The 21,668-nt window shown below is 44.7% G+C and carries 15 protein-coding genes; 1 reads left to right on the top strand and 14 read right to left on the bottom strand.

Annotated elements, in window-relative coordinates; genetic code table 11:
- Nucleotides 1–45 precede the first annotated feature (45 nt).
- The gene (gene glgB, locus H8Z79_RS06150; protein WP_118040591.1) at nt 46–2,334 is read right to left on the bottom strand and encodes a 1,4-alpha-glucan branching enzyme; all 2,289 of its coding nucleotides are present in this window, start codon (nt 2,332–2,334) and stop codon (nt 46–48) included.
- Between the two features lie 196 nt (nt 2,335–2,530).
- On the opposite strand from glgB, the gene H8Z79_RS06155 reads away from it, so the two are divergent.
- Nucleotides 2,531–3,502: a carbohydrate kinase family protein gene (locus tag H8Z79_RS06155; protein WP_187002744.1), complete on the top strand. Its 972-nt coding sequence runs from the start codon at nt 2,531–2,533 to the stop codon at nt 3,500–3,502.
- A gap of 82 nt (nt 3,503–3,584) precedes the next feature.
- Here the strand turns inward: H8Z79_RS06155 and H8Z79_RS06160 are convergent, their stop codons facing one another.
- From H8Z79_RS06160 to hisH, 13 genes are all read right to left on the bottom strand, one after another.
- On the bottom strand, nt 3,585–4,748 hold the full coding sequence (locus H8Z79_RS06160) for a phosphoglycerate dehydrogenase (protein WP_118040593.1): 1,164 nt from the start codon (nt 4,746–4,748) through the stop codon (nt 3,585–3,587).
- Nucleotides 4,748–5,830: a 3-phosphoserine/phosphohydroxythreonine transaminase gene (gene serC / locus H8Z79_RS06165; protein WP_118040595.1), complete on the bottom strand. Its 1,083-nt coding sequence runs from the start codon at nt 5,828–5,830 to the stop codon at nt 4,748–4,750. Before serC ends, H8Z79_RS06160 begins: the two co-directional genes overlap by 1 nt.
- Nucleotides 5,814–7,505 (bottom strand): biosynthetic-type acetolactate synthase large subunit, encoded by a 1,692-nt coding sequence (gene ilvB / locus H8Z79_RS06170; RefSeq protein WP_118040597.1) that lies wholly within the window; start codon nt 7,503–7,505, stop codon nt 5,814–5,816. The genes serC and ilvB overlap by 17 nt, the downstream gene beginning before the upstream one ends.
- A gap of 33 nt (nt 7,506–7,538) precedes the next feature.
- A complete protein-coding gene (gene ilvD / locus H8Z79_RS06175; RefSeq protein ID WP_015542466.1) occupies nt 7,539–9,212 on the bottom strand; it encodes a dihydroxy-acid dehydratase in 1,674 nt (557 codons plus the stop codon).
- Nucleotides 9,213–9,245: 33 nt separating this feature from the next.
- Nucleotides 9,246–10,331: a 3-isopropylmalate dehydrogenase gene (gene leuB / locus H8Z79_RS06180; RefSeq protein WP_118040599.1), complete on the bottom strand. Its 1,086-nt coding sequence runs from the start codon at nt 10,329–10,331 to the stop codon at nt 9,246–9,248.
- A gap of 217 nt (nt 10,332–10,548) precedes the next feature.
- The gene (gene yajC / locus H8Z79_RS06185) at nt 10,549–10,845 is read right to left on the bottom strand and encodes a preprotein translocase subunit YajC (protein WP_072521354.1); all 297 of its coding nucleotides are present in this window, start codon (nt 10,843–10,845) and stop codon (nt 10,549–10,551) included.
- Nucleotides 10,846–10,969: 124 nt separating this feature from the next.
- Nucleotides 10,970–12,112, bottom strand: coding sequence for a tRNA guanosine(34) transglycosylase Tgt (gene tgt / locus H8Z79_RS06190; RefSeq protein ID WP_118040601.1), 1,143 nt, complete (start codon nt 12,110–12,112; stop codon nt 10,970–10,972).
- A 24-nt stretch (nt 12,113–12,136) separates the two neighbouring features.
- Nucleotides 12,137–13,426 (bottom strand): glycerophosphodiester phosphodiesterase family protein, encoded by a 1,290-nt coding sequence (locus tag H8Z79_RS06195; RefSeq protein ID WP_118040603.1) that lies wholly within the window; start codon nt 13,424–13,426, stop codon nt 12,137–12,139.
- A 19-nt stretch (nt 13,427–13,445) separates the two neighbouring features.
- Nucleotides 13,446–17,672: a 2-hydroxyacyl-CoA dehydratase gene (locus tag H8Z79_RS06200; RefSeq protein WP_118040605.1), complete on the bottom strand. Its 4,227-nt coding sequence runs from the start codon at nt 17,670–17,672 to the stop codon at nt 13,446–13,448.
- Between the two features lie 259 nt (nt 17,673–17,931).
- A complete protein-coding gene (locus H8Z79_RS06205) occupies nt 17,932–19,548 on the bottom strand; it encodes a putative polysaccharide biosynthesis protein (protein ID WP_118040607.1) in 1,617 nt (538 codons plus the stop codon).
- 2 nt (nt 19,549–19,550) lie between these two features.
- Nucleotides 19,551–20,246, bottom strand: a complete 696-nt coding sequence (gene ung / locus H8Z79_RS06210; protein ID WP_118040609.1) for a uracil-DNA glycosylase — start codon at nt 20,244–20,246, stop codon at nt 19,551–19,553.
- A gap of 13 nt (nt 20,247–20,259) precedes the next feature.
- Complete coding sequence (hisF, locus tag H8Z79_RS06215; RefSeq protein WP_118040611.1) at nt 20,260–21,018, bottom strand: imidazole glycerol phosphate synthase subunit HisF; 759 nt, start codon at nt 21,016–21,018, stop codon at nt 20,260–20,262.
- Nucleotide 21,019: 1 nt separating this feature from the next.
- Nucleotides 21,020–21,640 (bottom strand): imidazole glycerol phosphate synthase subunit HisH, encoded by a 621-nt coding sequence (gene hisH / locus H8Z79_RS06220; RefSeq protein WP_118040613.1) that lies wholly within the window; start codon nt 21,638–21,640, stop codon nt 21,020–21,022.
- Between the last annotated feature and the right edge of the window lie 28 nt (nt 21,641–21,668).

The following is a 21,668-nucleotide window of genomic DNA, read 5'->3' on the forward strand; positions in this document are numbered from 1 at the left end:
TTTTTTGCAAAAACAGCCGCCAGTTCCAAACTGACGGCTGTTTTATTATACTGCAATATCTTTTTTAATATTCTTTTTCGCTGTTGTTTTTTTGGCTGTTGTTGTCTTTTTTTCCGGTGTTTTCTTTGCAGCAACCTTCTTTGCAGCTGCTTTCTTTGCGCTGTCTTTTTTCACGGCTACTTTTCGGGTTGTTTTCTTTGCTGTTTCCGGCTTCTTCGCAGCTACTGCAAGCTTCTCTGGTTTCTTTCCCGGCGTGCAGGAAAATACAGCTACACCAAGTGCCGGGATCTTGAAGGTAACGGAATACTCTCTTTCATCGCATTCTGCCTGCCTGCAGGTCTTTGCACGCGGATTTACGACTCCCTGTCCACCATATTCTTTGCGGTCACTGTTGAAAATCTCTTTGTATTTTCCGTAGAAAGGAACTCCCAGCTGATAATTTTCATATGGAACTGCCGCAAAGTTGCAGACTGCCATAAGCGTTTCATCCGGGTTCTCCGTTTTACGAAGGAATGTCAGAACATTTTCTTCATATTTCATAAGCTGGATCCATTCAAATCCCTCATAATCATCATCCATCTGATACATTGCCGGCTGTGAAACGTACAGTTCATTAAGATCATGAACAAATTTCTTAAGTTCTTCCGGTGCCTCTTTATCCGGTGCCATCATCTTGCATCCCGGATGAAGCATCATATAAGAATATGCCGCACGTATCTGACTCATTTTCTGAGCCTCATCTCCCGGGAGCTTCGCCATGAAGCTTTCCTGATCACCGGTCTGGCGGCTTCCAAGCGGAAGCACAAAGTGCTCGCAATACGTGTACAGCATAGATAGTGTCAGCTGGTCATGAACATACTGTCGCTCGATCGGATCTTTGGACAGATAATTCAGAAAATCTCCCGCCCAGTTGTTATTCCATTTATAAGAAAATCCAATGTTATCATCTTCAACACTTCCTGTCAGTTCCGACCAGAGACCGTCCTCCTGCGCGATCGTCATCGTTCCCGAAAGATTCTTCTGCAAAATAGAATTCAGATGTTTCAGAAATTCCACTGCTTCGAGATTTTCATTCGTTCCGTAGATATTCGGTCTCCACTGTCCGTATTCTCTGCCGAAATCAAGATATAGCATAGAATCCACGTCATCCAGTCTCAGACCATCTGCATGATAAAATTCCAGCCAGTAAAATGCATTGGCAAGAAGGAAATCCTTAACCATCGGGCTTTCAAAATTAAATAACAGTGTTCCCCACATCGGATGAATTGCCATGGACGGATCCGGATTTTCATACAGAGGTGTACCATCAAACAGTTCCAGTCCACCCTCCTGACGTGGAAAATGAGATGGTGTCCAGTCCAGGATCACTCCGATATTCTCTTTGTGAAGTGCATTGACCAGCTGTTGGAAATCTTCCGGCATTCCGAATCGGCGATCCGGTGCATAGTAAGCAAAAGTGCTATACTCTCCGGCATCCTCATCCAGATATTCCATCACCGGATGAAGTTCCACATGGGTATATTTCAATTCTTTTACATAATCGACCAGTTCCTGCGCATTTTTCCAGACAGTCAGACTTGTCTCATAAATAGATACCGGCTGATGACGGTCTTTATATTTCTCACGTGCACCCATCCACGCTGCATCATCCCACTCATAATTACGCATGTCTTTGACAACAGATGCAGATGCCGGCGGGAGTTCCGTACATGCTGCATACGGATCAGATTTCAGCTGGAGCGCACCACCTTTCAGTTTCATTTCGTATTTGTAAACTGCACCATCCCCAACTCCCGGAATAAACAGCTCATAGATTCCTGACATCGGCATGCGGTGCATCATATGACACCTGCCATCCCAGTTATTAAAGTCTCCAACAACACTGACACGAAGTGCATTCGGCGCCCATACAGCAAAGCTGGTGCCTGCTACTCCGTCTATCTCAGTCGGATGTGCGCCCAGTTTTTCGTATGCATGATAGTACACACCGGCGCAGAAAGCCTTTTCCTCATCTTCCGTAATCTGTACAGGAAATGCATATGGATCATTCACCGTACAGACTTCTTTACCTTTCGTAATGCGGTACTGATAAGACGGCACCTTACGCATCGGAAGCATTGCTGCAAAATACCCTGCTTCATCCTGCTGTTCCATTTTATAAGTCTTTTTGTCTACAAGCACTTCCACACTGTCTGCATCCGGAAAGAATCCCTGTACCAATACTCCGTCAGCTGTCATTCTCGGCGCCATCAGATCTCGCGGTGTCGCTTCCTCTCCGTAAACAACTGCTTCAATCTCCGGCCAATCCATATATTTATATACTTTACTGTCCATAAATCCCCCTCCTGTCTCTATTTCATCATGATCTTTCTCCTGAATTGTAGTCCTTTGTTTCAGTTTAACATTTTTTTCATTAAAAATAAAGAAAAGAACGAAATTAGTTTGACAAAACGACCTCTCTACGATAAATTGATGATAGCATCTTTCTAAAAAAGAATACACTACAGTTACTTAAGGAGGTTTTTATCCTATGGAAAAAAGACAGTTTGATGTGACAGCTCTCGGCGAGCTGCTGATTGACTTTACAGAAAACGGAAACAGTTCTCAGGGGAATCCTCTGATGGAAGCCAATCCGGGCGGTGCACCCTGCAACGTACTTGCCATGCTGGAGCGTCTTGGCAAAAAAACAGCTTTCATCGGCAAAGTTGGTAAAGATATGTTTGGTAATCAGTTAAAATCAGCGGTTGAGGAAGTTGGTATCGATACGCGCAATCTGATTCTTGACGAAAACTATCACACAACGCTCGCTTTCGTTCATACATATCCGGACGGTGACCGTGATTTTTCTTTCTACCGCGATCCTGGTGCAGATATGATGCTTACAAAAGAGGAAGTACAGAGAGATCTGATCCAGTCCTCCCGTATCTTCCACTTTGGAACACTTTCCTCTACACATGAAGGTGTTCGCGAGGCTACACGCCATGCAATCGAACTTGCAAAAGAAGCCGGATGCATCATCACTTTTGATCCAAATCTTCGTCCGCCACTCTGGAAATCTCTAGATGATGCAAAAGCTGAGATTGAATATGGCATGTCCAAATGCGACGTCTTAAAAATTTCTGACAACGAAGTGGAATTCATGTGCGGAACCACGGACTATGATAAGGGTGCTGCCATGGTTCAGGAGAAATATCACATTCCGCTTATTCTCGTCACCATGGGAAAAGACGGAAGTCGCGCTTATTACAAAAATATGCGCGTAGAAGTTGCTCCGTTCCTTCAGGAAAACACGATTGAAACAACCGGAGCAGGAGATACTTTCTGCGCAAGTACTTTAAATTATGTACTTGACCACGGTCTTGATGATCTGACTGAAGAAAACTTAAAAGAGCTGCTTACTTTCGCAAATGCTGCCGCTTCCCTGATCACCACACGTAAAGGTGCTCTGAGAGTCATGCCGACACGCGAAGAAGTCGAAAGCTTTATTGCAAGCCGTCAATGATATTTACATTTCCAGACAAAAAGCCCGGACGATTCTGAATGAATCTTCCGGGCTTTTTATATCTGCGGATTAATCCGCTTTATTATTTAATCACACGTACTTTGGATACGCCTTCGATTGCTCTCAGCTCATCCAGTGCCTCTTTGGATGCTGCGCTTTCCAGATCAATGATGGTATATGCATAGCTTCCACGGCTCTTGTTTGTCATGTCGGCAATGTTCAGTCCTTCACTTCCGAGAATCTTTGTAAACTGGCTGATCATGTTCGGAATGTTCTTGTGCGCGATGGTGATACGTCCGACTGCCACGCAGGTTCCCATATCGCAGTTCGGGAAGTTTACAGAATTTTTGATATTTCCGTTTTCAAGGAAATCTCTGACTTCTTTAACTGCCATAACTGCACAGTTTTCTTCGGATTCCTCTGTAGATGCACCAAGATGTGGTGTTACGAGGATTCCCGGTCTGCCTGCTACGGTTGCATTTGCAAAGTCTGTTACATATTTCTTAACCTTACCGCTGTCAAGTGCTTCGATCAGTGCATCTTCATCTACAAGAAGATCTCTCGCAAAGTTCAGAAGTACAACACCGTCTTTCATCTTTGTGAAAGCCTCTCTGTCTATCATCTTGCGAGTATTATCAGTAAGCGGTACATGAATTGTAATATAATCGCACTGGCTGTAGATCTCATCCAGAGATTTGCTGTGTTTGATGGTTCTGGAAAGGTTCCATGCCGCATCAATGGAGATGAACGGATCGTATCCGTAAACTTCCATTCCAAGATGTGTTGCAGAGTTTGCAACCATAGCTCCGATTGCACCAAGACCAATGATACCAAGCTTTTTACCGCTGATCTCACATCCTGCAAACTGCTTTTTCTGCTTTTCTGCCAGTTTATCGATGTGTTCTTTGTCTTCTTCATGTGCTACCCATTCGATACCACCAACGATATCACGGGAAGCAAGAAGCATACCCGCAAGGACAAGCTCTTTGACACCATTTGCATTTGCTCCCGGTGTATTAAATACAACAATACCTTTTTCTGCACACACGTCAACCGGAATGTTGTTGACACCTGCACCTGCACGTGCGATAACTTTGACATTCTCCGGGAGTTCCATGTCATGCATTTTTGCACTTCTTACCAGAACCGCATCGGCATTGTTCAGGTCTTCTGTCTGTTTGTATTCTTCACCAAACAGGCCGAGACCTGTCTGGGAAATTGGATTGAGGCATTTATACTGGAACATTATGCATTTTCCTCCTCGAATTTTTTCATGAATGCAACAAGAGCTTCTACGCCTTCTTTTGGCATTGCATTGTAGATACTTGCACGCATACCGCCTACTGTTCTGTGTCCTTTCAGATTAACAAGTCCTGCTGCTTTTGCTTCTTTTACGAATTTAGCATCCATATCCTTATCGCCAGTAACGAAAGGAACATTCATCAGAGAACGGGAAGCCGGCTCTACTGTACCTTTGAAGAGTTTGCTCTGATCCAGATAATCATAGAGGATCTTTGCTTTTTCGATATTTCTCTTCTGCATTTCTTCCAGTCCACCCATAGCTTTCAGCCATTTAAAGACTTTACCGCATACATAAATGCAGTAAGCATTCGGTGTATTGTAAAGGGAGCCTGCATCTGCATGTGTTTTGTATGTAAGCATGGTTGGTGTTCCCGGAAGAACATCCTCTGTAATGAGGTCTTCACGGATGATTGCGATAACCATACCTGCAGGTCCGATATTCTTCTGAACACCGCCATAGATGATGCCGTATTTACTTACATCTACAGGCTCGGATAAGAAGCAGGAGGAAACGTCTGCAACCAGAGTTTTTCCCTTTGTATTCGGAAGGGTTTTAAATTTTGTTCCATAAATTGTATTGTTTTCGCAAATGTATACGTAATCTGCATCCGGGCTGATCGGAAGATCGCTGCAATCCGGAATATAAGAGAAGGTTTTGTCCTCGGAAGATGCAATTTTGTTTACTTTTCCGTATTTCTGTGCTTCCTGGTAAGCTTTTTTTGCCCACTGACCGGTAACGATATAATCTGCAACTCCGTTTTTCATCAGGTTCATCGGAATCATTGCAAACTGCTGTGATGCACCGCCCTGAAGGAATAATACCTTATAGTTGTCCGGGATGTTCATCAGGTCTCTTAAATCCTGTTCTGCATCATCAATGATTTTCTGGAACTCAGGGCTTCTGTGACTCATTTCCATAACGGACATGCCGCTTCCCTGATAATCCATCATTTCTGCTGCAACTTCTTTCAGCACAGGTTCCGGCAGTACGGCCGGTCCTGCAGAAAAATTATACACTCTGCTCATTGTTCTTCATATCCTCCTCGTCAAATACTTCATTAAGACTTGCACCTGCCGGCACCATCGGGAACACGCTGAGATCCTGATCAATCCAGCAGTCCAGTACCACAGGTCCTTCCGTAGCCAGCGCCTCGCGGATCGCCGGTTCTACTTCTTCCATCTTCGTAACACGGATTGCCTTCGCACCCATGCCCTCAGATATTTTCACAAAATCCACTGCGTCATCAAGAACGGTATGTGAATATCTGTGATCATAGAATAAGGTCTGCCACTGACGAACCATACCAAGTACATGATTGTTCATAACAATCTGCAGCAGTTGTTTATGGCATCGTACTGCGGTTGCGATCTCATTCATATTCATTCGAAAACAGCCGTCTCCTGCAATGTTGACCACTGTTTTGTCCGGTCTGCCCATCTTTGCACCGATTGCAGCACCAAGTCCGTATCCCATTGTTCCGAGACCACCGGAAGTCAGGAAAGTACGTGGTTCTTTGTACTTGAAGTACTGCGCAGCCCACATCTGGTGCTGGCCGACATCTGTTGAGATAATTGCATCGCCATTGGTGATTTCATAAAGCTTCTCTATAATGTATGGTCCGGTAAGCTGTGAATGATCATAATTCAGCGGATACTTTGCTTTCATCTCCTGAATATGTTCGATCCACTCCGGATGCTTTTCTTCCGGAATCATTTCCAGAAGTCTGCGAAGAACTTCTCTTACATCCCCGATCACAGACGCATCTACCACAACATTCTTATTGATTTCTGCCGCGTCGACATCAATCTGAAGGATTTTTGCCTGTTTTGCAAAAGTCTTCGCATTACCTGTTACACGGTCACTGAAACGTGCACCGAGTACGATCAGAAGGTCGCACTGTGTCACGCCAAGGTCGGAAGTCTTTGTTCCATGCATACCGAGCATACCGGTGTACAGAGGATCTTCTCCTGAAAACGCTCCCTTACCCATCAGACTGTCACAAACCGGTGCCTGAATCTTGTGCGCCAGTTCACTGATTTCTTTGGATGCTCCGGAAATAACAGAACCACCTCCGACAAAGATATACGGTTTCTGTGCTTCCTCAATCATCTGTGCGGCAGTCTCCAGATCTTCCTTACGGATTGTCTCGGTCTCACGGTTGATCGTAGCCGGACGGCGAACGGAATATTCATAAATGGCTGCTGTCACATCTTTTGTTACATCTACCAGTACCGGGCCCGGACGTCCGCTCTTTGCAATATAAAATGCCTTGCGAAGTGTATCTGCCAGCATGGAAATGTCTTTTACGATAAAGCTGTGTTTTGTGATCGGCATTACGATACCGGCAATATCAACCTCCTGGAAGGAATCTCTTCCAAGGAGTGGTTTTCCTACGTTCGCGGTGATTGCCACCACCGGAACAGAATCCATGTATGCGGTTGCAATACCTGTAACCAGATTTGTGGCCCCAGGGCCGGAGGTTGCCAGACATACTCCGACTTTTCCTGTAGCACGGGCATAACCATCTGCGGCATGAGAAGCACCCTGTTCATGAGAGGTCAGCACATGATTGATTTCATCACTGTGTTTGTATAGAGCATCATAGACATTCAGAATCGCACCGCCTGGATAACCAAAAACAGTATCTACCTTTTGTTCTTTCAGGCATTCAATGATAATCTCTGCACCTGTAAGCTGCATTGTATTTCCTCCTGTGTGAATCATAACTTTATATTATTTTGCTTTCGGAACTTCAAGGATTGCTCCTCTATTTCCTGAGGTAACCATTGCTGCATATCTTGCAAGATATCCGGTTGTAACTCGTGGCTCACGTGGCTGCCACTTTTCTTTTCTTGCTGCCATTTCTTCATCAGAAACTTTAACTTCCAGTTTCAGTTCCGGAATATTGATGCTGATAATGTCGCCTTCTTCGATCAGAGCGATCGGACCGCCTACAGCTGCTTCCGGTGAAACGTGTCCGATTGAAGCGCCACGGGATGCACCGCTGAAGCGTCCGTCTGTAATAAGAGCTACAGAAGAACCAAGTCCCATTCCTGCGATTGCAGAAGTCGGATTCAGCATCTCTCTCATTCCAGGGCCGCCTTTCGGTCCTTCATAACGGATAACAACAACGTCTCCGGCTACGATCCTGCCACCTTTGATTGCTGCGATCGCGTCTTCTTCACAATCGAAAACTCTTGCCGGACCTTCATGTACCATCATCTCTTCTACAACTGCAGAACGTTTTACAACGCCGCCGTCCGGAGCGATATTTCCTTTCAGTACCGCAAGACCGCCGGTCTGGCTGTACGGATTGTCAATCGGGCGGATAACTTCCGGATTGAGGTTTACACAGTCTTTGATGTTTTCGCCTACTGTTTTGCCTGTTACTGTCATGCATTCTGTATGAAGAAGTCCTTTTTTGTTCAGCTCGTTCATAACTGCATAAACACCGCCTGCTTCGTTCAAATCTTCCATATAAGTCGGACCTGCCGGTGCAAGGTGGCAGAGGTTCGGTGTCTTTGCACTGATCTCATTTGCAAAGCTTATATCAAAATCCATACCGACTTCATGAGCGATTGCCGGAAGATGAAGCATACTGTTGGTAGAGCATCCAAGTGCCATATCTACTGTCAAAGCGTTCAGGATGGCTTCTTTTGTCATGATATCACGCGGGCGGATATTTCTGCGGTACATTTCCATAACCTGCATACCTGCATGTTTTGCAAGACGGATGCGCTCGGAATATACAGCCGGGATAGTTCCATTTCCACGAAGTCCCATACCAAGAACTTCTGTCAGACAGTTCATGGAGTTCGCGGTATACATACCGGAACAGGATCCACATGTAGGACATGTTTTGTTCTCAAATTCTGTAAGTTCGTCTTCTGTGATCTTGCCTGCTGCATAAGATCCGACAGCTTCAAACATACTGGAAAGACTTGTCTTGTGTCCGTGGATGTGGCCTGCCATCATCGGACCGCCGCTTACAAATACAGTCGGAATATTCAGTCTGGCAGCCGCCATCAGAAGTCCAGGTACGTTTTTGTCACAGTTTGGAACCATAACAAGGGCATCAAACTGATGAGCCATTGCCATAGCCTCTGTAGAGTCTGCAATCAGATCTCTTGTTACCAGAGAATATTTCATTCCGATGTGTCCCATTGCAATACCGTCACAGACAGCAATTGCCGGAAATACGATCGGAGTGCCACCAGCCATTGCGACACCCTGTTTTACGGCTGCAACGATCTTATCAAGGTTCATATGACCCGGTACGATCTCATTATAAGAACTTACGATACCTACTAAAGGACGTTCCATTTCTTCTTTTGTTAATCCAAGGGCATTAAACAGGGAACGGTGAGGTGCCTGCTGTGAGCCTGTTTTTACTGAATCACTTCTCATCTTTCTATCTCCTCTTTATGTTAAAAACTTTCATTATACTGCGGCTGCGATCAGGTCTCCCATTTCTTTTGTTCCGACAGCCTTGCATCCCTCTGACATGATATCGCCTGTGCGGTATCCGTCTGTAAGCACTTTCTGTACAGCTGCTTCTACTGCATCTGCTTCTTCATCAAGGTTCAGTGAGTAACGAAGTAACATTGCCGCGGAAAGGATCGTTGCAATCGGGTTTGCTTTGTTCTGTCCTGCAATATCAGGTGCTGATCCGTGGCTCGGCTCATACAGACCGAATTTTGTTTCATTCAGACTTGCGGAAGAAAGCATTCCGATGGAACCAGTTACCATACTAGCCTCGTCAGATAAGATATCCCCGAACATATTCTCAGTAAGAATGACATCAAACTGTCCCGGATCATGTACAAGCTGCATTGCACAGTTGTCAACCAGCATATGTTCCAGAGTTACTTCCGGATAATCCTTTGCGACTTCTTCTACAACTTTTCTCCAGAGTCTGGAAGAATCCAGTACGTTTGCCTTGTCAACGCTTGTGACTTTCTTTCTTCTCTTCATGGCAATATCAAATGCCTTGATGGCAATACGACGGATCTCATTTTCATTATAGGAAAGTGTATCGATTGCTTTCTTTACACCATCTTCTTCAATTGTTTTTCTTTCTCCGAAATAAAGACCGCCGGTAAGCTCACGGACAATGATCATGTCAAATCCGTCTTCCCCGATCACTTCTTTCTTGATCGGGCAGGCTTCCTCGAGTTCTTTATACAGGTATGCCGGACGAAGGTTTGCAAAAAGATTCAATGCTTTACGAATTGCAAGAAGTCCTGCTTCCGGACGTTTGGACGGCTCAAGTTTGTACCACGGAGATGTCCTGGCATCACCACCGATAGAACCCATCAGAACTGCATCAGAAGCTTTTGCTGTTGCAATTGCTTCATCTGTAAGCGGTACACCGTGAACATCAATAGAAGCTCCACCGAGAAGCACCTCTGAATATGTAAATGTATGATGATATTTTTCACATACTTTATCAAGAACTTTTTTTGCTTCACTTACGATTTCCGGACCGATACCGTCTCCCGGAATCAATGCGATCTTGTATTCCATTTCTTCATTTCCTCTCTCTGCACCACACAAAAACCGCAGAGCCCTTTCCTTATGGATATTGTTATTATAATAACGCACTTTTTTATACTTTTCAACCCTTTACTACGTAAAAGTTTGAACGTGTTACAAATGCGCATAAATCATTATCTGATTTCAAAGAAATTTTATAAAAAAAGAAGTGCCGCATCTGGCGCAGCACTTACTTTCTTATTTGCAGTTATGCGGATGCCTGTTCTGCTTTCTCCACTTCTGCAATAGCCTGTTTTCTCATTGGGATACGGCAGTTCTTGTTATTGCCGAATTCTACGATCACATCTTCTTCTGTCATATCGATGATCACGCCATAGAAACCGCTTGTTGTGACAATACTGTCACCGACTTCCATGCTGTTGAGCATTGCCTGAAGTCTCTTCTGCTCTTTCTTCTGAGGACGGATCATCAGGAAATACATAACTCCAAAGATAACTACCATCCATAAAATCATCATACCCATACTCGCGGTACTTTCGTTCATTTCAGATTCCTCCTGTCTGCTGACTTACATTCCTGCTGTTCAGGAACACTATATATCATCATACACAAAAAAGCCCGTAACTTCAAGTGTTTTTCGATTTTTTATACGATTTAAAGCTTTTCGTTTATTTCTGCTCTCCTGCTGCAAATCCTTCCAGACGCATTTTCTTATATTCGGCAAATCTGCCTTCATCCAGTGCATCACGGATTTCTTCCATCATATGGTTATAGAAATACAGATTGTGCAATACGCAGAGGCGCATACCAAGCATTTCTTTCGCCTTCAGAAGGTGGCGGATATAAGCTCTGCTGTAATGGCGGCAGGCCGGACATCCACAGCCGTCTTCGATCGGACGGGTATCCAGTTCATATTTTGCATTGAACATATTCATCTTGCCATGGTTGGTATATACATGTCCATGACGGCCATTGCGGCTTGGATATACACAGTCAAAGAAATCAATGCCTCGATCGACACCTTCCAGAATGTTTGCCGGGGTTCCGACACCCATAAGATAGGTTGGCTTATCCTGTGGAAGATACGGTACGACTGCATCAAGGATACGATACATTTCTTCATGTGTCTCGCCAACTGCAAGTCCGCCGACTGCATATCCGTCCAGATCCATCTTTGCAATCTCTTTTGCATGTTCAATACGGATATCTTCGTATACAGCCCCCTGATTGATACCAAACAGAAGCTGTTCTTTATTGATGGTGTCCGGCAGACTGTTGAGCCGTGCCATCTCTTTTTTACATCGTGCAAGCCAGCGTGTCGTACGTTCTACTGATTTCTGTACATAATCTCTGTCTGCCACGCTGCTCGGACATTCATCGAACGCCATCGCGATCGTAGATCCTAAGTTGGACTGGATCTGCATACTTTCTTCCGGTCCCATAAAGATCTTGTGTCCGTCAATATGCGACTGGAAATGTACACCTTCTTCTTTGATCTTACGAAGCTTTGCAAGGGAAAATACCTGAAATCCGCCGGAATCGGTCAGAATCGGTCTCTCCCAGTTCATAAACTTATGCAGACCTCCGAGCTGTTTGACGATTTTGTCACCCGGCCGGACATGCAAATGATAAGTATTGGAAAGCTCCACCTGTGTACCGATCTCATAAAGATCCTGTGTAGAAACCGCACCTTTGATTGCGCCGATCGTTCCTACATTCATAAACACAGGAGTCTGGATCGTGCCATGCACTGTCTCAAATTTTGCACGCTTCGCACGTCCCTCCGTTTTCATTAATGTATACTGTGCCATATATTTCCTCTTTCTGTCGAAATATCAGAATCCATCTGCAAACGCGGCTCTGTAATACAGGTCCAGTGCATACAACGACTGGATATTTTTAATATCTCGCGCTACCAGCTGGATTTGTTCCTCTTTGCATCTTTCTAAAACAACTGGTGTGATCTTTCTTGCATAATGGCTGAAAAAGACTGTATTCAATCCTGTTTTGAGGCTTTTCATCTGCTCTATAAACTGTTCAGTCACCACATCTCCCGCATGCAGTACAACTCCTATGTCTGCAGTCGGATCTACTTCTTTCACCATTTCTACCAGATTATAACTGAACGAAAACCAGGAAACATCTTTCTGCATTCCTGCTGCACTGACTATTTCCAGAAGCAGCTGTATCTTATCAATATCATTCTGTGTAATCGTAGTTTTCAGTTCAATATAAGGGTGGATGGAATTTTCTCTGCAGAATTCAATGAATTCCTGAAAACTCGGAATCTTTTCGCCCGCATATGCTTCAGATTTCCAGGAACCGAAATCATATTCTCTGACTTCATCAAAGGTAAGATCCATAATCCTGCCGGTTCCGTTGGAAGTTCTGTTTATCGTGGAATCATGCAATATTACCGGCACATTGTCCTTCGTAAACTGCACATCCGTTTCTACTGCTTTATAACCTCGAAGAAGCGCGCTCTGAAAAGCAGACATTGTATTTTCCGGTGCAGTCGACGTATCTCCTCGATGAGCAATCATATAAGATGTATGATTTTCCGGTGCTTTTGTCGGCTCCGGTGTCGGCGTTGCCGTAGGAACTACCGGTTTCGGTTTTGCATTGACTTTGATCATACAGGTGTATTTCTTCTTATCTTTCCCGGTCGCCGTAATTTTTACCGTTCCGCTTTTCCGGGTCTTAACAACACCGGACGAGGATACTGTAGCGATTTTTTTGTTGGACGATGTCCAGCGGGCAACTACCATACCTCTCAGTTTCAGTGTCAGTTTCTTTCCCGCAGTTACAGTCGCCTTCTTTTTATTCAGGTAAGGTTTCTTTACTATAACTTTGATTTTTTTGACAATTTTTTTATTATGTACCTTTTTCACACCTTTTATGTATGTAATCCCTGCTTTTCGCGGTGTGATCTTTTTGGTTTTTGAATTAACTCTTACGATTCTTTTATTTGTACTGTGCCATTTATAACTGCCCTTCACGTTGATGCTGTAAATTCTGCCGACATACAGCACCCGGGTTGCTGCCTGAGCAGTAACCCCGATGCAGGCAGACAATACCAGAAGTAATATTGCTGCGACTACTGTTTTCTTTATTGTCTTTTTCAATTTTACTGCCTTTTTAATTCTATTTTCCGTTTAAATTCTTCTGTGCTGTGGACAGCATCAGTTTGATTCGATTCAGCTGGTTTACTTCACTTGCACCCGGGTCATAATCGATTGCAACGATATTTGCTTCCGGATGTTCCCTACGGATTGCCTTGATAACTCCCTTTCCTACAATATGGTTCGGAAGGCATGCGAATGGCTGGATGCAGACAATGTTCGGTACACCGCCGTGAATCAGTTCCATCATTTCACCGGTCAGGAACCATCCTTCACCAGTCTGGTTACCCGGTGATACGATCGGCTCTGCCAGTTTTGCCAGATCCGCAATATTTGCAGACGGTGTAAAATGGCGGCTCTGTGCAAGCGCTTCATTTGCCGGTCCTCTGAGCCATTCGATAGCTTTGATTCCCCAGTTTGCGATCGTTGCTTTATTTTTCTTAAATCCAAGGAACTCGGATTTGAAGTTCTGATTGTAGAAGCAGTAATTGATAAAATCTATCAGATCCGGGCATACCGCCTCGGCGCCCTCTGCTTCCAGAAGTTCTGCCAGATGATTGTTTGCTGCCGGAAGGAATTTGACAAGAATTTCTCCGACGATACCAACTCTTGGCTTCTTCTCTCCGGTAACTGGAATCATATCAAACTCATGTACCATCTCACGGCACATCTTCTTAAACTGACCATGGCTGACACTGCTTCCCTCCAGGAAAGAGATTACTCTCTGTTCCCAGATTTTATGCTTACGGTTAACAATTCCCGGCTCCACCTCATATGGACGCATACGATAAACACATTTCATCAGAATGTCGCCAAATACCGCTCCATAGCAGATACGCTTGATAAGCGGAAGTGTCAGTTTGAATCCCGGATTGCTTTCCAGACCACTTAAGTTGATGGAAATAACCGGGACCTGTTCCATATTTGCCTTCTTTAACGCACGGCGGATAAACGCAATATAGTTGGATGCACGGCATCCGCCGCCCGTCTGTGACATGATGACAGCCGTCTTATTCAAATCATATTTACCGGAAAGAAGGGCATCCATAACCTGACCGACTACCATCAGAGAAGGATAGCATGCATCATTGTTTACATATTTCAGTCCGACATCTACCGCATGTTTGTTGTCATTCGGAAGGACTTCCAGGTGATAGCCGCAGGTTTTAAATGCAGCCTGTAAGATTCCGAAATGAAACGGTGACATCTGCGGGCAGAGGATCGTGTAATCCTTGCGCATCTGCCTGGTGAATACTACTTTTTCGATAGAGGACGGTCTGATCTCACGCTCTTTGTGCTGTGCATCTTTTGCACGGAGCGCAGCCAGCAGGGAACGTACACGGATACGTGCCGCACCGAGATTATTAACCTCATCTATCTTTAAGCAGGTATAGATCTTGCCGCTTCTGTCAAGGATCTCATAAACTTCATCTGTAGTAACTGCGTCCAGACCACAACCAAAAGAGTTCAACTGGATCAGATCCAGATTATCCTGTGTTTTGACATAGTTTGCTGCCGCATACAGACGGGAGTGATACATCCACTGGTCATTGACACGAATCGGGCGCTCTACTTCCCCGAGGTGAGAAACAGAATCTTCTGTCAGCACCGCAATACCGTAGCTGTTGATCAGATCCGGAATACCATGATGAATTTCCGGGTCGATATGATACGGGCGGCCTGCAAGTACGATACCTCGTCTTCCTGTCTCTTTCAGATACTGAATGGTCTCTTCGCCCTTTTTCTGAACATCTTTACGCGCCTGTGCAAGTTCTTCCCATGCAGCATGGGCTGCTGCTTTGACCTCTTCTGCCGGAAGATCTTTAAACACTTCGACAAGACGGTCTGTAAGGATTGCTTCCGTCGTAAATGCCATGAACGGATTCATAAATTTAATGCTCGGATCTTTCAATTCGTCCACATTGTTCTTGATATTCTCCGCATAAGACGTGACGATCGGACAGTTGTAATGATTGACTGCATCCGGGAACTCATTACGCTCATATGGTACACAGGGATAGAAAATAAATTTCACACCTTTTTTGATCAGCCAGCTCACATGACCGTGTGCCAGTTTTGCCGGATAACATTCGGATTCACTTGGAATAGACTCAATACCCAGCTCATAAATCTTACGGGTAGAAGTCGGCGAAAGTACAACCTCGTATTTCAGTTTTGTAAAGAATGTATACCAGAACGGATAGTTTTCGAACATGTTCAGGACACGCGGAATACCTACCTGACCTCTGGTTGCCTGATCCGCACTGAGCGGTTCGTAGGAAAACAGTCGTTTGTATTTATATTCATAAAGATTCGGAACGTGATCTTTGTTCTTTTCTTTACCGATGCCTCGTTCGCAGCGGTTTCCGCTGACAAACTGACGTCCGCCGGTGAATTTGTTGATCGTCAGACGGCAGTTGTTGGTACATCCGCGGCAGTTCGCCATAGATGTTGTATATTTCAGTTCATTGATCTTGTCAATGGAAAGCATTGTGGTCTCTTTGCCATCTTCATAACGCTCTCTTGCAATCAGTGCCGCACCAAAAGCTCCCATAATACCTGCAATATCCGGACGGATGGCTTCACAGTTGGCAATACGTTCAAAGCTTCGAAGAACAGCGTCATTGTAGAAGGTACCACCCTGTACAACGATATGTCTGCCAAGTTCAGTCGCATCGGAAACTTTGATAACTTTGTAAAGAGCGTTCTTGATAACAGAGTAAGCCAGACCCGCAGAGATATCAGATACTTCTGCACCTTCCTTTTGTGCCTGTTTTACTTTTGAGTTCATAAATACGGTACAGCGTGTTCCCAGATCAATCGGATGTTTTGCATAAAGAGCTGCCTTTGCAAAATCCTGCACACTGTAATTCAGGGATTTTGCAAATGTCTCGATAAAGGAACCACAGCCGGAGGAGCATGCTTCATTAAGCTGTACACTGTCTACGGTCTGGTTCTTGATCTTGATACATTTCATATCCTGACCACCGATGTCGAGAATACAGTCTACTTCCGGATCAAAAAATGCAGCGGCATAATAATGGGAAACAGTCTCAACCTCGCCCTCATCAAGAAGGAGTGCTGCCTTGATCAGCGCCTCTCCATAACCGGTAGAACATGCATAAGCAATCTTCGCTTTTTTCGGGAGTTTCGTATAAATTTCCTGAATAGAACGAATTGCAGTCTTGAGTGGGCTTCCATTGTTGTTGCTGTAGAAAGAATACAGAAGACTTCCGTCCTCTCCTACCAGTGCAGTCTTTGTCGTCGTTGATCCTGCATCAATACCAAGGTAACAGTTTCCTTTATAGGAAGCCAGATCTCCCGTCGTAACCTTGTAGGAAGACTGTCTCTTATTAAATTCTTCATAATCCTGTTCTGTCGCAAACAGAGGTTCCATACGCTCTACTTCAAAGTCAAGTTTGATGGAGTGGCGCAGTCTGTCTTTCAGTTCAATAAGAGAAACTTTGACATCCTCTTTTGCATTCAGTGCAGAACCAATAGCCGCAAACAGATGCGAATTCTCCGGCACGATCGTATGCTCATCGTCCAGTTTCAGCGTACGGATAAACGCAGTTTTTAACTCAGAAAGGAAATGCAGCGGACCGCCCAGAAATGCCACATGTCCACGGATTGGCTTACCACAGGCAAGACCGGAAATCGTCTGATTGACAACTGCTTGGAAAATAGATGCAGAAAGGTCTTCTTTCGTCGCACCTTCATTGATCAGCGGCTGGATATCCGTCTTCGCAAATACACCGCATCGTGCAGCGATCGGATAAAGTGCCTTGTAATTCTTTGCATATTCGTTCAGACCGGTAGCATCTGTCTGCAGAAGTGATGCCATCTGGTCAATAAAGGAACCTGTACCACCGGCACAGATACCATTCATTCGCTGCTCGATATTTCCGCCTTCAAAATAAATGATCTTTGCATCCTCACCACCAAGCTCGATTGCAACGTCTGTCTGCGGTGCAATCTTCTGTAAGGATGTAGATACAGCGATTACCTCCTGCACAAATGGGATTTCCAGATGATTTGCCAGTGTCAGTCCGCCGGAACCTGTGATTACCGGGCAAAGTGTCATCTCTCCCAGCTGTGCATGTGCTTTTTCCAGAAGATCCGCCAGGGTCTCCTGAATATTTGCAAAATGTCGTTCGTAATCTGCAAACAAAAGCTTTTCATTTTCATCAAGAATCGCGATCTTTACTGTCGTAGATCCGATATCAATTCCCAATGTATATGTATTCAATGAATCGACCTCCTCGTCATAAATCTGTATCTTCAGATATGAATATAACGTATTCTTTCTTATTAAAAGTATTTTTCAAAATCCAATTCCGTAACATTATACGACAAAGTTTTACAAATGACAATGACCAACTTTCACAATTTGTCTCACATCCCACGGCACAAATTTGTTTGATTATCAAACTTTATAAAAAAAAGAATATCTGCCCTCTGTTCAGCAGATATTCCTTATTTTTTCTTATTATCAGGTCATCTTCCCCCTATCGTCTGATCTTCTGGGCAATTCTGACGAGATAGGCACCACCCGGCATTCTGGAAAGTCTCTCGGATGCTGTTTTGTCCACGAGAATGTATACCAGAAAATATGCCATAGCTGCCAGAATGATTGCCACACCGAGACAGATGATATTGGATGGAAGCAGTACATGCAGTCCATAATACACACCTGCTGCCACAACACCCATCACGGCAGATGCAACGATCGGACTTACATATGCTGCTTTCCACGGATTCTTATAATCCAGATATTTTTTCATAAAGAAATCATTCAGCACACATACCACGATTGCATAAACAATCATCGCTACCAACAGTGCGTAAATACCAAGATTCGTAAACATCAGAAGCACTACTACTACAACCACGTCAACCACGAGTGCCACAGCTGCTGTTATCATCGGGATCTTCGGTTTACCGATTCCCTGAAGAACACCGTTTGAAATATTAGACATGCCATTCAGAAGGATGGTAAAAGAACCCATCATAAGGAGCTGTCCTGCCACACCGTTCGTTCCATGAAAAAGAAGCGACACAATCGGCTGCGCCAGTACGGCAAGCCCCACCGCACATGGAATGGAAATGAACATAGAAAGCTGTACTGTCTGATCTACTCTTCTTCTTGTCTCATCAATATCGCCGGTCGCATACAATGCGGAAACTTCCGGAATCATGGAAGTCGGTGCCGCGCTGGAAAGTGTCAGTGGAATATTGATGATGCTCATAAAGTATGTCGCATATTCTGCATATAACATACTGATTGTATCTGCATCCACACCGTGTTTACCCATGATTTCAGAATACAGAACACCATTCAGATAGCCGTTAATATTGTAAATAAAAGAACTTAAGATGATCGGGGAAACGATAAGAATGATCAGTCTCAGGATCTCTCCATAAGATTCTTCTTTGTGGACACGGTCTCTGTCCACTCTTCTTCGGATTGCCCTTCGGTTAACACCATATACCATCAACATAAACAAAAGCGCAATGACAACACCTGCAGTCGTACCTACTGTCGAACCGGCTGCGCCCCATTTAGCCACGCTTCCGTCACTGCCGTCTGCAAAATATCTGATAAACATCCATGCAGCAATCAGGCTGACTGCCGCATTAAAGATCTGCTCCAGAATCTGCGAGATCGAGGTCGGCATCATATTACGATATGCCTGAAAATATCCTCTGTACACTCCGAGGATACCGGACAGAAAAATTGTCGGTGATAAAATCTGAAGTGCCAGTATCGCATTTGGCTGATTGCTCGGGATAATAAATCTCGCCCCAAACAGACACACCAGCGCCACAATTCCTCCTACGATTGCTGCATAGATCAGGGAACCGCGAAAAATCTTCTGTGCATTTTTGTAATCTTTTAAAGCTATTCGTTCTGAAATCAGTTTCGACACCGCCTGCGGAATACTGAAAGAGGCGATCATCAGAAGAATCATATAGGCATTCTGGGCAAGACTGATATATCCCATTCCCATATTGCCTACGATCGACGAAAGCGGACTCTTATAGAGAAGACCGATGACCTTCGAGATCATCGCCGCAATCATCAGAAAAGATGCATTTTTTACAAGATTGTTCTTCTGACCCATGTTTACTCCTTGATTTCCTGTTGTGTTTTATTTTCGATCTGCCAGTCAATCGGCTCCAGACCGTTCTGAATTAAAAATTCATTTGTCTTGCTGAAATGTCTGCATCCGAAAAAGCCTCTGTATGCAGAAAGCGGGCTCGGATGAGGTGCTTCCAGAATCAGATGTTTCGGGTTATTGAGCATTGATTTTTTCGTCTGTGCCGGACGTCCCCACAGAAGAAATACGATCGGTCTGTCCTGCTCATTGAGGATACGGATCGCCGCATCTGTAAACTGCTCCCATCCGATTCCTCTGTGTGAATTAGCCTGATGTGCGCGCACAGTCAGTACCGTGTTCAGCATCAGTACACCCTGTCTTGCCCACTTTTCCAGATAACCGTTATCCGGGATATAACAGCCAAGATCATCATGAAGCTCCTGATAAATGTTCACCAGTGACGGCGGGATCTCTACATCCTTTTTTACAGAAAAACAAAGTCCATGTGCCTGTCCGTCATTGTGATACGGATCCTGTCCAAGTATCACAACCTTTACCTGACTTAACGGTGTAAAATGAAATGCATTGAACATATCATCTGCCGGAGGAAAAATCTTTCGTGACTGATATTCCTGCATGACGGTTTTATATAATTTTATATAATATGGCTGATGGAATTCACCTTTCAGGGCTTCCAGCCATTCTCCTGACAAAGGAGCCATTTTCCTTCACCTCTTATCTTCTTACGGAGATTCCCCTGCCTGCCAGATACTCCTTCACCTGACGGATCTCCAGTTCTTTGTAATGGAATAAAGATGCTGCCAGCGCGGCATCCGCGCCACCCGCTGTCAGTGCATCATAAAAATGTTCAAGCGTTCCTGCACCGCCGGAAGCAATGACCGGAATACTGACTGCATCCGCGATCGCACGTGTAAGCTCAATGTCATATCCGGCTTTTGTTCCGTCACAGTCCATGCTGGTAAGGAGAATTTCACCGGCACCGAGTGCTTCAGCTTTCCTGGCCCATTCAATGGCATCCAGTCCTGTATCCAGACGTCCGCCATGTTTGTAGATATTCCAGCCTCCGTCCGGTCTTCTCTTTGCATCAATTGCAAGCACCACGCACTGACTGCCAAATTTCTCAGCCGCCTCACGAATCAATTCCGGACGGTCGATTGCCGCGGAATTTACTGAAATCTTGTCCGCGCCTTCACGGAGAAGCATCTTAAAATCATCGACCGTGCGGATGCCGCCACCTACTGTAAAAGGGATAAATACACAGGCAGCAACTTTGCGTACCATATCAACTACTGTCTCACGCTGCTCGCAGGATGCCGTAATATCAAGAAAAACAAGCTCATCTGCACCGGCTGCATCATAGGCCTTCGCAATCTCAACCGGATCACCGGCATCTTTGAGATCCACGAAATTTACACCCTTTACAACACGTCCCTTATTGACATCCAGACAGGGAATGATTCTTTTTGTAAACATCTCAGTTCCCCTCCTTTTCAAGCTTTGCAAAATTTTCCAGTATTTTCAGTCCATATTTGCTGCTTTTCTCCGGATGGAACTGGCAGGCAAATACATTGTCTTTCTCTACAGATGCATGGATCGTTGTACTGTAATCAGTCACAGCTTTGACAATCTGCGGATCTTCCGCCTGCAAATAATAAGAATGTACAAAATATACATACGTGTCTTCCGGAATACCACGAAACAGTCTGCCATCATTCTGAAGATGAAGAGAATTCCAGCCCATATGTGGAATCTTAAGCCCCTCCGACGGTGGAATTCTTAATATACGGCCCTTCAGGATACCAATTCCCTCTACTCCCGGAGTCTCTTCGCTGCTCTCAAAAAGAAGCTGCAATCCCAGACAGATTCCCAGAAATGGTGTGTTATTCTTTACCATTTCTTTAATTACCGGAACCAGATTGTATCTGTGAAGATTCTCCATTGCCTGTCCGAAGCTTCCGACACCCGGAAGAATCACCTTATCTGCTTTTAAAAGCACCTGCGGATCTCTGGAAACAACGGTTTCCTCTCCAAGATACGCAAGCGCCTTTTCTACGCTGCGGATATTGCCTGCATCATAGTCAATAATTCCAATCATTGTCTCTCACACCCTGTCTTTATCGAAT

The sequence above is a fragment of the Blautia intestinalis genome (genome assembly GCF_014297355.1).
Classification (GTDB): Bacteria; Bacillota; Clostridia; order Lachnospirales; family Lachnospiraceae; genus Blautia_A; species Blautia_A intestinalis.